Genomic DNA, 16,275 nt, shown 5'->3' with positions numbered 1-16,275 from the left:
TGGCCAATGGATGATACAGAGCGCCCCAATCGCCGCAAAATGGCCCCAAAGCCCCTCGATTCGGCCCGGATTGAGGAAATGGCGCTGGCCTATGTCGCGCGTTTCGCCACCAGCGCGGGGCGTCTGGAGGATTACCTGCTGCGCAAATTGCGTGAGCGGGGTTGGACCGGGGATGAGTCGCCCGAGGCCAAAGTGGCTGCGATCGTCGAGCGGCATGTCGAACTGGGCCATATTGACGATGAAAGCTATGCCCGGATGAAGACGGGCAGCCTGTTGCGCCGGGGCCTTGGTGGGCGGCGGATCGCGCAGGAATTGGGGCAGGCGGGGATCGACGAGGATATTCGCGCCGAGGTGATGCCGGGCGAGGCGGAGGCGCGCGAGGCGGCGCTGGCCTATGCGCGGCGGCGGGGGCTGGGGCCGTTTGCGCGGCGCGCGATGCCCGATGATCCGATGGAGCGCCGCGCCCGCCGCGAAAAGGAGATCGCCGCCATGATGCGCGCAGGCCACGCGATGGGGGCGGCGCGCGCGATTCTGGAGGCCGCCGACCCGCAGGCCGCGCAGGATTGGGTTGAGGAAGCGCGCGAGGAATAGGGACGCTTTGACGCCCCCTTTTGCGCCTGCCCCTTTGCCCTTGCTTTGGCCCCCCGGCTTGGGCTAGGCGCTAAACGTCACGGGCCTTAGCGGATTCTGTTCGCGGGCAGACCTGAATTAGGGAAACTTGCGCAATGCTCTTCACCTGGTGGAACGGCTCCACTTTCGGCACCTGGCTCAACACCAAGTTTGGCGGCGAACAGGTTGGCACCGATTTTCAGGGTAACAAGTATTACCGCTCGAAGAAGGTCGTTCCGGCCGGCACCAACAGCCCCTTTGCGGGTATGGAGCGCCGCTGGGTGATCTATAATGGCGCCAATGATTCGAGCCGCGTTCCGGCCGAATGGCATGGCTGGCTGCACCATTCCTATGACGCCGTGCCGCAGAGCCACCTGCCGCCGCCCCGCATCTGGGAAGCCGAATATACGCCCAACGCCACCGGCACCACCAAGGCTCACCAGCCCCACCCCGAACTGCGCGGCGCGGGCAAGGCCAAGGCTGCCGGCTACGAAGCCTGGACGCCTGAAGGCTGATTGATACCATGCGCCGGACTCTGATGGTGGCTGGCGCATGTTTCGCGCTTTCGGCCTGCGGCGGCTCGTCCGAGCCCGAGGCGCAGGCCACCGACGTGCCCAAGGCGGTGGCGGGCAATGCCGCCGCGCAGGCGGTTGAAAATCAGTTCGGCACCCCGGTCAAGGATCGCGTGGCGACGCTGGGCCTGCTGAATAAGCGCAACAATGAGCAGCAGGATATCGTCCTGAAAGTGGGCGAGGCGCGGCGCATCGGCAATGTCGTGGTCAAGCTGTCGAGCTGTGAAAAGACCCAGCCTTGGGAACGCCCGCAGGAAACCGGCGCCTTTGTTCAGGTTTTCGTCGAGCAGCGTTCGCAGATCTCCGATCCCCTGCGTTGGCAGAAGGTGTTTTCGGGCTGGCTGTTCCGCAATTCGCCGGGGCTGAACGTGGTTCAGCATCCGGTCTATGACGTCTGGGTCAAGGATTGCGCGATGAACTTCCCCGGCGAGGAAGAGAACCCGGCCGATTTCGCCGCGCCCAAGAGCGTATCGAAGGCATCGGGCAGCGCAAGCGGCACGCCCAGCGCCGAGGCCACGCCCGCTCCCGCGCCTGTCACCCCCGAAAACCCGGACTGAACCGGCAGGCCCGGTTCCTTGGGTCGCATCGCTTCGCGCAGCATCGCCAGATAGCGTTTTTGCGGGATCTCTATCGCGCCCAATGAGGCCAGATGGGTGGTGATGAACTGGCAATCGAGCAATTCGGCGCCCCCGATGCGCAGCGCCGCCACCAGCCATGCCAGCGCCACCTTTGAGGCATCGGGCACGCGGCTGAACATGCTTTCCCCGCAGAAAACCCGCTCGAAACCAACGCCGTACAGTCCGCCCACCAGCGCGCCGTCGATCCAGCATTCGATCGAATGGGCATGGCCCAGCCGGTGCAATTCGCGATAGGAGGCCGCGATTCGCGCGCTGATCCATGTTTCGCCGCCATCCTCGGCCTCGGCGCGGCGCGGCGCGGCGCAGGCGTCGAGCACAAGGTCGAAGGCGGCATTGCAGGTGACGGTAAAGGTCTCGCGCCGCAAACTGCGCGCCAGCGAATGCGAAACGCGAAAGCCATCGAGCGGCAGGATGCCCCGCCGCTTTGGCTCGACCCAAAAGATTTCGGGATCGTCGCGCGAATCGGCCATCGGAAACACCCCGCCGCGATAGGCCAGCAGCAAGAGGGCAGGATCAATCAGGTCTGGGTTTTCCATCGTCACTGGGCCTGTCTAGCATTCTGTTCATCCGGGCGTGAAGAGGGAGAAGCAGCGCAAACCCCGCCTTTGAGTTCCCGCGAAAAAATACGCGCTCATCGCATATTGCCCACTTGCCAAAGTCGCGAGGGTCTCCTAGAGGCGCTGCACCCTGCAGGAGTGTAGCTCAGTTGGTAGAGCATCGGTCTCCAAAACCGAGGGCCGTGGGTTCGAGTCCCCCCGCTCCTGCCAGGGTTTTCCCAGATAGCATGATTATCAAGCCCTTCGGGGCGCTGTTTGGTTGTGGCCGCGTTGCGGCTTATCCCGCTCCCTTCTGAATGCCGACTTGCCAATCGCGCCGCTGCGGCTAGGGATGCGGCTTCGGGCAATGCTGTGGGGCATCTTCTAAACCATGCGTGTGATTGATCGATCGGCGGCTCTATCTTCGGCCGCGCGTGCGGGAGAGAGGCGGCTTTACTGGTTCGCGGTGTTGCTGGCGCTGGCCTCGTGCCTGCCCGTTCTGGTCGCGCGCTATCCGCAGATGAGCGATTATCCGGCCCATCTGGCGCGCTATGCGGTGATGCTGGATGGCGGGCGCAGCGCGGATCTGGCGCAATATTATTCGTTTCATTGGACGTGGACCGGGAATCTGGGGGTGGACCTGTTGATCCGCCCCTTTGCCGCGATCTTTGGGCTGGAAACGGGCGGGCGGATCATCACCGGGATCATCCCGCCGCTGACCGCGCTGGGCCTGATCGCGGTGGACCGGCAATTGCACGGGCGCGTCACCATCGCCTCGCTGCTGGCCATGCCTTTTGCATGGTCGCCGATGATGCTGATCGGCCTGCTCAATTATGCGCTGGGTCAGGCTCTGGCGCTTTGGGCCTTTGCGCTCTGGGTGTGGCTCGACCGTAAGGGGGCGGTGTGGTGGCTGCGCAGCGCGCTGTTCGTGCCGATCGGGCTGGTGGTGTGGCTCTCGCATCTGTCGGCATGGGGCGTGCTGGGGGTGCTGCTGTTCGGTTATGAACTGGGCATGGGGCGCGGTTGGCGGGCGTTTATCGCGCCTTGGCCGTTGCTGGCGCCGCTGGTGGTCATGGTGCTGGTGCCGGGCACGGCGGGTACGTTCTCGTATGGCCCCTATTGGTGGGTCTATAAGCAGGCGATCTGGCTGAAGGCCATGCGCGATACGGTCTATGCGCTGGATTACCTGTCGCTGGTGGTGGTGGCGCTGGCGTTCCTGCTGGCGGCGGCGATGCGGCGGCTCGATGGGCGGCTGGGCTGGGCGGCGGTGATGCTGCTGGCCATGACGATTGCGGTGCCGCGCCATATTTCGGGCGGCGATTATGCGGATTACCGGCTGGTGACCACCGGGTTGATGATTTGCTGCCTGTCGATTCGCTGGCCGCGCGCGCCGGGCTGGGCGATCACGCCGGTGGTGATGCTCTATGTGGCGCGGCTGCTGATCACCACGCAGGACTGGCACGATGATTCGGCGCGGATGGAAAAGATCCTGGCCGCGCTCGACCATGTGCCGCAGGGGGCCAAAGTGGCCAGCGCCGTGCTGGTGACGCGCGAGCAATGGCCGCTCAACCATTTCGAGCATATCGGCGCCTATGCGGTGGTGCGTCGCCATGCGCTGGTGAATGCCAATTTCGCGGTGCCCCATGTCCATATGCTGCAGTTGAAGCAGGGCGGGCGCGATTTCGACGATCCCTCGCAGCGCCTGCTGCTGCACCATACGCAAAAGGTGGATCTGGCCAATTTCGCCCCCGCACGGCAAGCCGACTGGCTGTGGTATGTGGGCGAGCGCGCGCCCGACACGATGCCCGAGGGCGCCATGGTGGTCTGGCGCGGGCAGGGCAGTTTGCTGGCGAGGCTTAAACCGGCCCCTCTTGCAAAATAAGGCGACTGGGACTAGATCACCGCCATCTCCCGACATCGGAGCCTTGCAAAGCCCCTCCCGGACCTGATCCGGGGCGGCGCGGCGGCAATGGCCAAAACGGTTTCGGGCTTATTCGAGGATTGCGTCGATGGAAGATAAGAAGCCTAAGGTCTCTCCCGGAGAGTTCTTCAACCAGGTCAAGGTTGAAGCGCGCAAGGTGGTGTGGCCGAGCCGTCAGGAAACCATTCAGACCGGCATCTTTGTCGGCATCCTGATGCTGATCCTCGCGATCTTCTTCCTCGGCGTCGATTCGCTCTTCGGCTACATCGTGCGCACGCTGCTGTCGCTCGCCTGAGAAAAGCATAGGAACTGTAAGATATGGCCCGCTGGTATATCATCCACGCCTATTCCGGCTTTGAAAACAAGGTCAAAGAGGCCATCCAGGCCGAAGCCGAGCGCCTTGGCCTCTCGCAGTTGGTCGAGCAGATCGAAGTGCCTTCCGAACAGGTCACCGAGGTCAAGCGCGGCAAGAAGATCCAGGTCGAGCGCAAGACCATGCCCGGCTATGTGCTGGCCAAGCTGACCATGAATGACGATGTGTATCACCTCGTCAAGAACACCGCCAAGGTCACCGGCTTCCTTGGCCACAACGGCAAACCGCAGGCGATTTCCGAGCGCGACGCGGCCCGCTATTTCGGCCACCGCGAAATTGTCGCCACCACGGTCAAGAAGCACGTTGCCGTCGATTTCGAAATCGGCGATTCGGTCAAGGTGCTCGACGGCCCCTTCAACAGCTTCACCGGCATCGTCGAAGAGCTGGATTTCGACAAGAACCGCGTCAAGGTCTCGGTGTCGATCTTTGGCCGTGCGACCCCGGTCGAGCTGGACTTCGAACATGTCGAACTGGTGAAGTAAGATTTCATCCGGTTTTCGGGATTGAAAAGGGCGGGGGTTTTCCTCCGCCTTTTTTGTTTTGGGATTGAAGGAAAGGGGAAATGTGAGGGTCTGGACCCTCGCGCTCCCGTTACTGTCTGCGTTGCGCCATGGGGTCGGCGGATGGGTGTCGGACGCGGCGTTTGAAATGATAAAGCCTGCGGCGCCTTTGAGGTAACCTCTCCGCGCCGCAGGCTTTCAATCCATCACATAAGTCTGGCTTAGCCGACTTGGCGCACCCCCCGTAACGGGATTGCAAAGGGACGAGTCCCTTTGCCCGCCGGAGGCAAACCTTACCTAGCCCCCAAATCCCCCATACCCACAGTCCCCGAAGCCATCCCCAGCATCCGGTCGAGGCTTTCCTTGGCCTTGAGCCTCAGCCCTTCCTCGATCTCGATCTGCGGCGTCAGGTCGCGCAGCGAGATGTAGAGCTTTTCCATCGTGTTGAGCGCCATATAGGGGCAGATGTTGCAGTTGCAGTTGCCGTCGGCCCCGGGCGCGCCAATGAAGGTCTTGCCCGGAATGGCCAACTGCATCTGGTGGATGATGTGCGGCTCGGTGGCGACGATCAGCGTATCGGCGTCGATGGTCTTGGCATAATTCAGGATGCCGCTGGTGGACCCCACATAGTCGGCGTGATCGACGATGGTGGGCGGGCATTCGGGGTGGGCGGCGATGGGCGCGCCGGGGTGCTGGGCTTTCAGTTTCAGCAATTCGGTTTCGCTGAAGGCTTCATGCACGATGCACACGCCGGGCCAGAGCAGCATCTCGCGGTCGAACTTGCGCGAGAGATAGCCGCCAAGGTGGCGATCGGGGCCAAAGATGATCTTCTGATCGCGCGGGATCTGCGAGAGGATCTTTTCCGCCGAGGACGAGGTGACGATGATGTCGGAGAGCGCCTTCACCTCGGTCGAGCAGTTGATATAGGTGATGGCGATATGGTCGGGATGCGCCTCGCGGAACGCCTTGAACTTTTCGGGCGGACAGGCATCCTCAAGGCTGCAACCGGCATTCACATCGGGCAGGATCACGGTCTTTTGCGGGGACAGGATCTTGGCCACCTCGGCCATGAATTTGACGCCGCAAAAGGCGATGACATCGGCGTCCGTTTCGGCCGCCTTGCGCGACAGCTCCAGCGAATCGCCCACGAAATCGGCAATGTCCTGCAATTCCGGCTTTTGGTAATAATGCGCGAGGATGACCGCGTTCTTTTCCTTGCGGAGGCGGTCGATTTCGGCGCGCAGGTCAAGACCGGCGAGGCTGGCGCTCTGGGCAGTCATAATCACATCCCCTTGGGGTTCATTGGCTTTGCCGCCCAGATAGGGAGCATTGCGCAAGACCCCAAGGGAAATCTGCAATTATTGCCCCAGATCACCGGCCAGCGCGATGATCGGCGCGCTCTGGGCCAGCAGCACGGTCAGGATATGGAGCGCCATATTGCTGCTCGCGCCCAGCATGGTGGCCGGGTGGATATGTCCCATCTGGCGCTGGTCATGGCGGGCCAGCAGCGCAAAGGGCACCATTTCGACCGCCATGGCCAGCCATTCGCCGTTCGATCCCAGCAAAGGCATCGGCAAAAGCCGCCCCAGCGCCGGATCGAGCAGCAGCACATTGGCGGCCATAATCAGGCGCGCATGCCACGCCGTTTCCCGCCGCCGCAGCACCGCCAGCAGGATCAGCGCGGGAAAGCCCAGCAGGAAACAGGCGTTGAGCGCCAGAAAATAGGCGGGCGTGAAGAAGGGCGGCACCAGTTGCCCGCTGATCGCGGCATGCAGCGTCATGCCCCCCACCAGCGGAATGGCCGCGATATAGGCCAGCGCCAGCCACCCCATCCGCCGATGCAGCGCCAACGCGGGCGAAGAAAGGCGCGCGGCCAGTTGCGTCTGGACCACCGCCAGCGTCAGCCAACTGAGCATCAGCGCGCCATGGACATGGAACCAGAGCGGGACGTGGCGGTAATCCACCCGCCCCAGCGCGGCGAACTGGCCAAAGCCAAGCACGATGACCAGCGCAAGACCGATGGTCATGCGGGCAAAGAACTGTCGGTCACGGTAAAGCAGAGCAGCAGGTGAGGTCGGCGAATAGGCCATGATTGTTCCCCTCCACGTGTGTTGCCCAAATATTACACCAGGCGAGGGGGCCATGCAAGATGGCGGCTCAGCCTGCCAATATCCAGAGATCCTCGTCCGCCTGAGCCACCAGATCGCGCCTTTGCAGGTCGATCAGATGGGCCAGCACCGAACGCCCCGCCGCCCGGTGAAGCCGAACGTCTAGCCCCGGATACATCTGCGTCACCATGATCTCGATCGAACTGGCCCCGGTTTCCAGCAGGCGCAGGATCTGGCGCTCGCGCATCCGGCGGTGGCCGATCATGCCGCGCACCATCTGTTGCGGCTTGTCGATCTGCGGGCCATGGGCGGGGTAATAGACCCGGTCGCCCCGCTCATAGAGCTTGTCGAGGCTGATCATATAGTCGCTCATATCGCCGTCGGGGGGCGAGACGACCGTGGTGGACCAGCCCATGACGTGATCGCCGGTAAACAGCGCCCCGCTTTCGATCAGGGCAAAGCACAGGTGGTTGCTGGTATGGCCGGGCGTGGCCACGGTCATCAGCGTGGCCGAAGGCAGGCGCACCAGATCGCCATCGGCCAACACCGTGTCGGGCGCATAGGAAGTGTCAAAGGCAGCGTCGGCGCGCGGTCCGTCATCCTCCAGCGTCAGGGCTGCGCAGCCGATGATCGGCGCGCCCGTGGCGGCGGCCAGCGGGGCGGCGCCCGGCGAATGGTCGCGGTGGGTATGGGTGCACATAATCGCCAGCACCGGCGCATCGCCAATGGCGCTGATCAGCGCGTCAATATGCTCGGCATCGTCCGGTCCCGGATCGATCACCGCCAGCCCGCGCGCATCGCCTACCAGATAGGTCTGCGTGCCGGTAAAGGTAAACGGGCTGGGATTATTGGCCAGCATGCGCCGGACGAGCGGTTCGAGTCGCTCGGTCTCGCCGGTGGGCCATGGGCGCGGAGGCATGTTCATGGGGCAAGCCTATGCCGCTTTGCCCGCCCTGTGTCGAGGGAAAGGCCTCAGGCCACCGCGCTGCCCAGCCGTGCGCGCAACTGGTCGATGGCGCGCGGGGCGCCGGGGGCCGCCTCGCGCCAGCCCCGGTCGATGCGCAGCAGGCGTGCGTAGAACTCCTCGGTCGCGGCGATCAGCTTGCGGATCTGCGGGCTGAGCAGGAGCAGCCTTTCAGGATCGGCAGCAGGAAAATCGGGGGCCAGACGGCCATAGCGGCGCAATTGAAATTCGGACAGTTCGCCCATGAAATAGGCGCGATGATTGAGCAACCAGGCCACCGCATGCATCATGCGCGTTGTCGTGCGCAAAGCCTCACAGGAGAGCGCGATGCGGGGGGCATCCTCATGCGTCCCGGTTTCCTCGATGCGCCCCGACAGGTCGAAGGCGGCGCGCACTTCGTCCGACAGGACCAGTGCCTCGCAATAGAGCCCCTCGACGATTCGGGGATTGATGTTGCTGGTGTGCTTCATGGTGAAATTGGTTAATCAAATATTAGCACTTGCTGCAATGTCATTAGGGGCAAGTCCTGATCCCGATTTGGGACATTCCCGGTTTTGGACATTAATCCGGCCACCAATGGAACGCACAAGGCGGCACCCCCAGGGCAGGGGCGGGACAAAAAACCGCTGTCGCTGGAAAACTGCCTTCAGGCGATGATGTCGGGAATCAGGTAATCCTCGATCAGCGAGATCTGATCCTTGAGCTTGAGCTTGCGCTTCTTGAGCCGGGCAAGCTGCATCTGATCGCCCGCGCCCGAAAGGGTGAGGGCATCAATGGCGGCGTCCAGATCGCGATGCTCGATCCTGAGCGCATCGAGTTTCTTGCGCAGTTCCTCTTCGGTCACCAAAACTTGCTCCCGCCAAGGGTATCTTGCCGCTTGCGTCATGCTCTAATCGCGCGCGCGCCACGGGGCAAGGGGCCAGCGCGGACTGCGATGAAATGAGTTTGGGGCACGGGTCGTCGAGGCTTAAAAACAATTTGCCGCGCTCATAAACGGCTTACCTAAAATTGTCATATTCGGGGCTTCGCAAGCGGGTCAAAGTATGTTTCTTTGAGCGCCTGATCGATGGAAATGACGCGATTCGAGCATGGCCGCAGGAGGCATGCCGTGTCATGCCTCGATTGGGCGGGCGTCTGCAGCCGTCCGCAAATAGGGGGGTAGCCGGTGGCACCCACCACACGGTTTCCTTGATCGGACCTTCGCATGGGGCCGGATCAGGGGGCCGCGCTGGCGCGGAGGTCACTTTCAATGGCTTTATGGCCTATGGAGGAGAGTCCAAAATGGAAGCATCCCACATCAACGCCCTGCACAATAAGCACGCCGGTCTTGAGCGCCGGATTGCCGAAGAACTCAAGAGTCCCCACCCCGACCCAGTAACGCTTCAGGCGCTCAAGCGCCACAAGCTGCGGATCCGCGACCAGATCGCGCACCATTGATGCAGCATGGCGTGCAGCATGAGGGCGGGGCTTAGCCTGCCGGCTGAACGCTGAAATCCCGACCATTAGAGATCAACCCGGCCCGATCCGGCCTTATGGCGCTGGATCGGGCCTTTGCATGAGCTTTGCGTTATACTTTTGGGCGATGCGTATTTCGGCCCGTTTTTGCGTGAAACAGCGCGCAAAAAGCAGGGTTAGCGCAAAAATAGGGGTGGGCGCATTTGCAAAGACGCATGTTTGGTCTAACCCCCTTTTCATGACCACTGCACCTCTCGGCCCGACCTCGAATTCCAGCGCGGTGGCGGCCGCGCGCACAATCCTGACGCGCCTGCATGAGGTGATGGCCTCGCGCAGCCACGCGCAGGCCAAATTGAACACCGTGGTCGAGGTGATCGGCGCCAGTCTGGATAGCGAGGTCTGCTCGATCTATCTGCTGCGCGAAGGGATGCTCGAACTTTTCGCCACGCGGGGTCTGGCGCAGGAAGCCGTCCACGTCACTCGCATGGCCATTGGCGAGGGGCTTGTCGGCACCATCGCCTCTCGCGCCGAAACGCTCAATCTGGCCGAGGCGACCGCACACCCGGATTTCTCCTATCGCCCCGAAACGGGCGAGGACAAGTTCCACTCCTTTGCGGGCGTGCCCATCGTGCGGCGCGAACGCTGCGTGGGGGTGGTCTGCGTGCAGCATGTCGATCCGCGCCGCTATGAAGAGGTCGAGATCGAGGCGCTGCAGACCGTGGCCATGGTCCTGTCCGAACTGATCGCCAACGCCGATCTGGTCGATGAGGAAGAAGCTGCAGGCCTTGCCGCCTCGCTGACGGGGCCGGAGCAATTGCGCGGCCTCACGCTGGTCAAGGGGCTGGCCAGCGGCGTGGCGGTCTATCACCAGCCGCGCATCACCATCGAGCATATCGTGGCCGAGGATACCGAGGCCGAGCGCCAGCGCGTCTATCTGGCCTTTGACAAAATGCGCGAGCAGATCGACCGCATGGCCAGCCAAGCCGAATTCGGCAGCGGAGGCGAGCATGAGGAGGTTTTGGAAACCTATCGCATGTTCGCCTATGACGAGGGCTGGAGCCGCCGCATCAACGAGGCGATCGATTCCGGGCTGACCGCCGAGGCCGCCATCGAGCGCGTGCAGCAGCGCACCCGTATGCGGATGCGCCAGATCGACGACCCCCTGCTGGCCGACCGGATGCACGATCTGGAGGATCTGGCCAACCGCCTGCTGCGCATCGTCTCGGGCCAATTGGGCACGGCGGCCAGCGCGGGCCTGCGTCAGGATGCGATCCTGATCGCGCGCAATCTTGGCCCGGCCGAACTGCTCGAATATGACAAGCGACGGTTGAAGGGCGTGATCCTTGAGGAAGGCTCGCTGACGGCCCATGTGGTCATCGTGGCGCGGGCGATGGGCATTCCGGTGCTGGGCCGTGTGAAATCCCTGCGCGGCAAGGTGCGTGAGGGCGATCCGATCCTGCTCGATGCCGATTCGGCGCTGGCCTTTGCCCGGCCCACGCGCGACATGATGATCGGCTTTGACGAGCGCTATGCCAAGAATCGCGAAAAGCAGGCCAAATATGCCGCGCTGCGCGATGTGGTGCCGATCACGCTGGATGGCGAGCGGATTGCGGTCAATATCAACGCGGGCCTGCGCGAGGATATGCCCAATCTGCAATTGACCGGCGCGGATGGCGTGGGCCTTTATCGCACCGAGTTCCAGTTCCTCGTTTCGGCCACTTTGCCCAACCGCGAGCGCCAGACGCGGCTTTATCGCGAGGTTCTGGAATCGGCGGGCAACAAGCCGGTGGTGTTCCGCACGGTCGATATCGGTGGCGACAAGAGCCTGCCCTATCTGCGCCATGACGAGGATGGCGAGGAAGAGAACCCGGCGATGGGCTGGCGCGCGCTGCGCCTCGCGCTCGAACGTGACAGCCTGCTCAAGGTTCAGGCCCGCGCCCTGCTCGAGGCTTCGGCGGGGCGGGTGCTGCATGTGATGTTCCCGATGATTTCCGAACCATGGGAATTTGACGCGGCCAAGGCGGTGTTCGAGGGACAGCTTGCCCATTTGCGCAAGCTGGGCAAGACCCCGCCCGAGGCGGTCAAATATGGCGCCATGCTCGAAGTGCCCGCGCTGGCCGAGGTGCTGGATCTGTTGCTGCCGCGCCTCTCGTTCCTGTCGATCGGCACGAATGATCTGACGCAGTTCCTGTTTGCCGCCGACCGCTCGAACCCCAAGCTGGCCGAGCGCTATGACTGGCTTTCCCCTGCCATCCTGCGCTTTGTCCGCCGTATCGCGGCGGCAGGCCATGCGCATAATGTGCCGATGACGGTCTGCGGCGAAATGGGCGGGCGCCAGTTGGAGGCGCTGGCGCTGCTGGGCATAGGCATCCGCCGCCTGTCGATTACGCCGGCGGGCGTGGCGCCGATCAAGGATATGGTCCGCCGCGTCAATCTGGCCGAAATCAGCGCGGCGATGGAAGGCTGGCTGGCCCATCCGCCCGCCAGCCTGCGCGAGGAAATGACCGCATGGGCGGCCCAGCGGGGGCTGATAGGGGACTGAACGGGCGAATTAACAGGCTGTTACGCGCGGACGCATCGATATCTTTGCGTAATCGGGCGCAATATGCCTGTTAACCGGCGCAAGGACCTGTCAAGCCTGTTGACTTTCCAGAGCTTCCAGCGTTGTGTCCGGCGCGGGCCGCAAAGGATTTCGGGATCGCCATGAGCGTAGATGAGTCAGAATTCGCTTCTCCAACCAGCGGCCAGCCCGCCAGCGCGGGCCAGCGGCTGGCCGCCGCGCGTGAGGCGGCAGGACTGACGCTGGCGGAACTGTCGGCCCGGACCAAGATTTCCGAACGCCATCTGGGCGCGCTGGAAAACGGCGATTTTGCCGCTCTGCCGGGCCGCACCTATGTTTTCGGCTTTACCCGCACCTTTGCCAAGAGCGTCGGGCTGGACCCGGCCGCGTTGGTCGACGCGATGGGCCGCGATTATTCGCGCGCCGCGCCCGAACCCGAAGTGCCCGCCTCGCCGGCCTTTGCGCCGGGCGATCCGGCGCGCGTGCCCTCTTCGCGCTTTGCCTGGATGGCCGGTTTCGTGCTGCTGGTGGCGGCCATCGGCGGCTTTATCTGGTGGCAGAACAATTCCAGCTCGACCGACAGCCTGCCCTCGCTGATCCCCGATGAAGTGCCCAGCGCCGTGCCCAGCCAGGCCGCGTCAGCCGCGCCCAGCGAGGCGCCCGGCGCAGAAGCATCGAGCGCGCCCACCGGCCCCGTCGTGCTGACCGCGCAGATGGACAAGCTGTGGATCAAGGTGTCGGACGCCGACGGCAAGCAGTTGGTGCAAAAGCAACTTGCAATGGGCGAGACCTATACGCTGCCCGAGGATGCCAAGGATCCGCGCGTGTGGACCGGCCGCCCCGACAAGCTGGCGATCACTGTGGGCGGTCAGGACGTGCCCCCGATCAGCAAGACGCCTGAGATCGTCAAGAATGTGCCGATTTCGGCCAAGGCCCTGCTGGAACGTGGCAAACCCGCGCCTGCAACAACTCCTGCGGCCAGCCCGATCCCCGGCGCGGCCAATGCGTCCGTTGCAGCTCCGTCGCCCGTTGCGGCCCCGCGCCCGGTCCGCCATTTCCCGCGCCCCCGGCCCGCGCCAACGGCTGATGCGCAAGCTGCGCCTGCCGCACCCGCGACGCCATCCACCGTTACGCCTTAACCCGCACTCGACAGCAGGGGGTTGCTTGCGGCACTGTGCATTTGGGGCATGGAACAACCGATGATCTGGGCCGCCCGTGATCGGGCGCGCCGTGGGAGTTGAAGAAAGATGATGTATAAGCAGCGGATCAGGCTGGCTGGCGTGGCGCTGGCAGCGCTGCTCTGGACAGGCAGCGCCATTCCGGCGCAGGCGCAGGAAGGCACGGCAGGCGAAATCCGCATGCGCAAGCTGGAGGCCGAGGTCCGTGCCCTGCAACGGCAGGTGTTCCCCGGCGGCGATACCAAGCTGTTCGGCCAGCAGGCACCCAATCCGGCCCCTGGCGCGGCCCCGGCCGTTGCGGCCGAGGCGCCCGCCGTGCCGCCCGCCAATACGGCGCTGACCGATATTCTGGCGCGGCTTTCGGCGGTGGAATCGCAAAATGCCCGCCTGACCGCGCAGGTCGAGGAATTGACCAACCACGTTCACCAGCTTGAAGGCGCCCGCCCGGCGGCCAATGCTCCGGTCGAACAGGGCGCCGCTGTAGCTGCGCCCGAACCGGCCCCGCCCGCCGTGGCCGAACCGGCCCCTGCACCGCGCCCCGTGGTCAAGCCTGCGCCCGCCCCGGCTCCGGTCGCTGCGCCGGTGGCCAAGCCTGCGCCCGCGCCCGCCAGCCGCGTCACGGCGGTCAAGGCGATCACCAAGCCTTCGACCGGCGATGCGGGCGAGGATGAATATTCCTATGGCTACAAGCTGTGGGAGGCCAAGTTCTTCCCCGAGGCGCAGCAGCAGCTCAAGCTCTATCTGGACCAGTATCCCAAGCACAAGCGCGTGAGCTATGCGCGCAACCTGCTGGGCCGCGCCTATCTGGACGATGGCAAGCCGCGCGATGCGGCCCCGTGGTTCCTCCAGAACTATCAGAGCGACAAGAAGGGCGCGCGCGCGTCCGACAGCCTGCTCTATCTGTCCGAGGCGATGATCGAACTGAAGGACATCAACCGCGCCTGTATCGCTCTGGGCGAATTTGCCGATGGCTATCCGGCGGATGCGGGCGGGCGGTTGAAGTCGGCCTATGACGGCATTCGCGCCAAGGTGAAGTGCAACTGATCGCGGATCGTTTCACACAGAGTCTGGCGCAGGTCTGGCCCGAGGGCGCGCGTGATCCGAGCTTGAAGCTGGGGATCGCGGTGTCCGGCGGGCCGGATTCGCTGGGGCTGCTGCTCTTGGCGGCGGCGGCGCGGCCCGGCGGGGTCTGCGCGGCCACGGTCGACCATGGGCTGCGCGCGGAAAGCGCGGCGGAGGCGGCGCAGGTGGCGGCGGTCTGCCATGATCTGGGCGTGGCGCATGAAACGCTTCGGGTGTTGGTTGAACCGGGCAATGTGCAATCCGAGGCCCGCACGGCGCGCTATGCCGCTCTGGCCGACTGGATGGCGCGTGAGGGGGTGGCGGCGCTGGCCACGGCCCATCATGCCGACGATCAGGCCGAGACGCTGGTGATGCGCCTGAACCGTGCCAGCGGGGTGGCGGGCCTTGCCGGGGTGCGCGAGCGCGGCTGGGTGCCGGACTCCGAGCATTTGTTGATCCGCCCGGTGCTGGGCTGGCGGCGGGCCGAATTGGCTGCTGTGGTGGCCGATGCCGGGTTGAACGCGGCTGATGATCCGTCGAACCGCAACACTGCCTTTGACCGGGTACGCGTGCGTCAGGCGCTGGCGGGGGCGGATTGGCTGGATGTGGGCGCATGGGCGCGCTCGGCGGAAAATCTCGCCGATGCCGATGCCGCGCTCGATTGGGCGGCGGACCGGGAATATGGCGCGCGGGTGTTGCGCGAAGGGCTGGGGGTGAATTATCGCCCCGCCGCGCCGCGCGCGATTGCCATGCGCGTCATTGCCCGGATTGTCGAAGAGATCGACGGCCATGCCCCGCGCGGCAATGCTGTTGCCCGCGCCTTTGACAGCCTGCTGGCGCGGCAACCAGTGTCGATCGGCGATGTGGTGGCCCGGCCCGGCCCCGGCGTGTGGAGCTTTATGAAGGCCCCGAAACGCCGGGCCTAATCCACCCCCCCCTTAATCCACCAGAGCGTCGCCAAGACCCACCTGCTTGCCCCGCGTGATATAGACCTTGTCGCCGATGTGGGCCTCGCCAAACACCTTGCGCGCGAAATCCAGCGGGACGCCGATGCAACCATGGCTGGCAAAGCCGTTGCGCACATTGGTGGCATGGATGGTGATGCCGTCATCGGTCAGCCGCATCATATAGGGCATGGGCGCGTCATAGAGGTTTGAGACGTGATCCTTGTCCTTTTGGCTGATCGGGAAGGTGCCGGTGGGGGTGGGCTTTTCCTGCGTACCCAGCAGGACGGCGGTGGCGCCGATTTCGAAGCCGTTGCGGAAGACCGAGAGCACCCGCGCCTCCAGATCGACGGTGATGACCAGCGGGCCGGGCGGCACGCCATTCTCGTCCCATGCCCATTGGCCATATTTGATCGGCCCGGAAATCGGCAGGATGCGGCGGATGACAAAGCGGCGATCAGTGGGCGACTGCGTGGCCATGGGCATGACGCCGCCGCCCTTGCCCGGGCTGCGCATGCCGATGGTGGTGGCGGGCGTATCAAAGCTGACCCCGCTGGCCGAGGCATAGGGATCGACCCCGAGCGCGATCTGATGCGCCAGTTGCGGGCGCGCGGCGATCACGACATCGCGGGGCAGATGGGCCGTGCCGCTCCGCTCATCCGCCTCGATCAGCGCGAGGCCCGCCAGCACCGCCAGACCCAGCCCGCCCGTGATGATCAGCGCGCGCGGAGCCAGAAACCGGTCGGCGGCGGGGGAAAAATGGGCGCCGGTGGGCATGATGGGGCAGACTCGCGGACAAGGTTAAACGCTATGGTTAAAGATGCGTTACCTTGTGGCGGAGCGCCAGAGGCCTGT

Annotated in this window: 17 protein-coding genes, 1 tRNA gene and 1 pseudogene; 12 read left to right on the top strand and 7 right to left on the bottom strand. The window is 64.3% G+C overall.

What is annotated here, in order from left to right:
• The first annotated feature begins 6 nt into the window (after positions 1-6).
• The 3 genes and pseudogenes from GGR38_RS11915 to GGR38_RS11905 all read left to right on the top strand — a co-directional run.
• Positions 7-591, top strand: coding sequence for a RecX family transcriptional regulator (locus GGR38_RS11915; protein WP_183625765.1), 585 nt, complete (start codon positions 7-9; stop codon positions 589-591).
• 134 nt (positions 592-725) lie between these two features.
• Positions 726-1,124 (top strand): NADH:ubiquinone oxidoreductase subunit NDUFA12, encoded by a 399-nt coding sequence (locus GGR38_RS11910; protein ID WP_183625764.1) that lies wholly within the window; start codon positions 726-728, stop codon positions 1,122-1,124.
• Positions 1,125-1,132: 8 nt separating this feature from the next.
• Positions 1,133-1,531 (top strand): annotated as a pseudogene (locus tag GGR38_RS11905) (DUF2155 domain-containing protein); the annotation flags it as partial.
• Positions 1,532-1,566: 35 nt separating this feature from the next.
• Here the strand turns inward: GGR38_RS11905 and aat are convergent.
• Positions 1,567-2,355, bottom strand: coding sequence for a leucyl/phenylalanyl-tRNA--protein transferase (gene aat, locus GGR38_RS11900; RefSeq protein ID WP_183625763.1), 789 nt, complete (start codon positions 2,353-2,355; stop codon positions 1,567-1,569).
• Positions 2,356-2,510: 155 nt separating this feature from the next.
• Here aat and GGR38_RS11895 point away from each other — a divergent pair.
• The 4 genes from GGR38_RS11895 (at position 2,511) to nusG (ending at position 5,131) form a co-directional block, all read left to right on the top strand.
• A tRNA-Trp gene (locus tag GGR38_RS11895) sits at positions 2,511-2,586 on the top strand.
• Positions 2,587-2,746: 160 nt separating this feature from the next.
• Entirely contained in the window at positions 2,747-4,237 is a 1,491-nt protein-coding gene (locus GGR38_RS11890; protein ID WP_183625761.1) for a hypothetical protein, read from the top strand.
• A gap of 127 nt (positions 4,238-4,364) precedes the next feature.
• On the top strand, positions 4,365-4,571 hold the full coding sequence (gene secE, locus GGR38_RS11885; RefSeq protein ID WP_172340703.1) for a preprotein translocase subunit SecE: 207 nt from the start codon (positions 4,365-4,367) through the stop codon (positions 4,569-4,571).
• A 23-nt stretch (positions 4,572-4,594) separates the two neighbouring features.
• On the top strand, positions 4,595-5,131 hold the full coding sequence (gene nusG, locus GGR38_RS11880; protein ID WP_183625759.1) for a transcription termination/antitermination protein NusG: 537 nt from the start codon (positions 4,595-4,597) through the stop codon (positions 5,129-5,131).
• A 311-nt stretch (positions 5,132-5,442) separates the two neighbouring features.
• On the opposite strand, the gene nadA is transcribed toward nusG, so the two are convergent.
• The 5 genes from nadA to GGR38_RS11855 all read right to left on the bottom strand — a co-directional run bounded on the left by nadA (position 5,443) and on the right by GGR38_RS11855 (position 9,065).
• Positions 5,443-6,429 (bottom strand): quinolinate synthase NadA, encoded by a 987-nt coding sequence (nadA, locus tag GGR38_RS11875; RefSeq protein WP_183625757.1) that lies wholly within the window; start codon positions 6,427-6,429, stop codon positions 5,443-5,445.
• Between the two features lie 78 nt (positions 6,430-6,507).
• On the bottom strand, positions 6,508-7,239 hold the full coding sequence (locus tag GGR38_RS11870) for a hypothetical protein (RefSeq protein WP_183625755.1): 732 nt from the start codon (positions 7,237-7,239) through the stop codon (positions 6,508-6,510).
• A gap of 67 nt (positions 7,240-7,306) precedes the next feature.
• Positions 7,307-8,182, bottom strand: a complete 876-nt coding sequence (locus tag GGR38_RS11865; RefSeq protein WP_183625753.1) for an MBL fold metallo-hydrolase — start codon at positions 8,180-8,182, stop codon at positions 7,307-7,309.
• A 47-nt stretch (positions 8,183-8,229) separates the two neighbouring features.
• Positions 8,230-8,691 carry a DUF1465 family protein gene (locus GGR38_RS11860; protein WP_183625751.1) on the bottom strand — a complete coding sequence of 154 codons (462 nt, stop codon included), beginning with the start codon at positions 8,689-8,691 and terminating at the stop codon, positions 8,230-8,232.
• A gap of 176 nt (positions 8,692-8,867) precedes the next feature.
• A complete protein-coding gene (locus GGR38_RS11855; RefSeq protein WP_172340697.1) occupies positions 8,868-9,065 on the bottom strand; it encodes a DUF465 domain-containing protein in 198 nt (65 codons plus the stop codon).
• Between the two features lie 269 nt (positions 9,066-9,334).
• On the opposite strand from GGR38_RS11855, the gene GGR38_RS24545 reads away from it, so the two are divergent.
• The 5 genes from GGR38_RS24545 (at position 9,335) to tilS (ending at position 15,402) form a co-directional block, all read left to right on the top strand.
• Complete coding sequence (locus GGR38_RS24545) at positions 9,335-9,658, top strand: YdcH family protein (RefSeq protein WP_343059089.1); 324 nt, start codon at positions 9,335-9,337, stop codon at positions 9,656-9,658.
• Positions 9,659-9,914: 256 nt separating this feature from the next.
• Positions 9,915-12,218: a phosphoenolpyruvate--protein phosphotransferase gene (ptsP, locus tag GGR38_RS11845; RefSeq protein ID WP_183625749.1), complete on the top strand. Its 2,304-nt coding sequence runs from the start codon at positions 9,915-9,917 to the stop codon at positions 12,216-12,218.
• A 161-nt stretch (positions 12,219-12,379) separates the two neighbouring features.
• Positions 12,380-13,375 (top strand): helix-turn-helix domain-containing protein, encoded by a 996-nt coding sequence (locus GGR38_RS11840; RefSeq protein WP_183625747.1) that lies wholly within the window; start codon positions 12,380-12,382, stop codon positions 13,373-13,375.
• Between the two features lie 108 nt (positions 13,376-13,483).
• Positions 13,484-14,458, top strand: a complete 975-nt coding sequence (locus GGR38_RS11835; protein WP_246404536.1) for a tetratricopeptide repeat protein — start codon at positions 13,484-13,486, stop codon at positions 14,456-14,458.
• On the top strand, positions 14,449-15,402 hold the full coding sequence (gene tilS / locus GGR38_RS11830; protein ID WP_343059088.1) for a tRNA lysidine(34) synthetase TilS: 954 nt from the start codon (positions 14,449-14,451) through the stop codon (positions 15,400-15,402). The genes GGR38_RS11835 and tilS overlap by 10 nt, the downstream gene beginning before the upstream one ends.
• Positions 15,403-15,414: 12 nt before the next feature.
• On the opposite strand, the gene GGR38_RS11825 is transcribed toward tilS, so the two are convergent.
• Positions 15,415-16,197: a L,D-transpeptidase family protein gene (locus tag GGR38_RS11825; RefSeq protein ID WP_183625745.1), complete on the bottom strand. Its 783-nt coding sequence runs from the start codon at positions 16,195-16,197 to the stop codon at positions 15,415-15,417.
• Between the last annotated feature and the right edge of the window lie 78 nt (positions 16,198-16,275).

Source organism: Novosphingobium sediminicola, from assembly GCF_014196525.1.
In the GTDB taxonomy this organism is placed as follows: Bacteria; Pseudomonadota; Alphaproteobacteria; order Sphingomonadales; family Sphingomonadaceae; genus Novosphingobium; species Novosphingobium sediminicola.
Note: the sequence above shows the minus strand (reverse complement) of the source record. Positions and strands in the feature narration are given on the sequence as shown.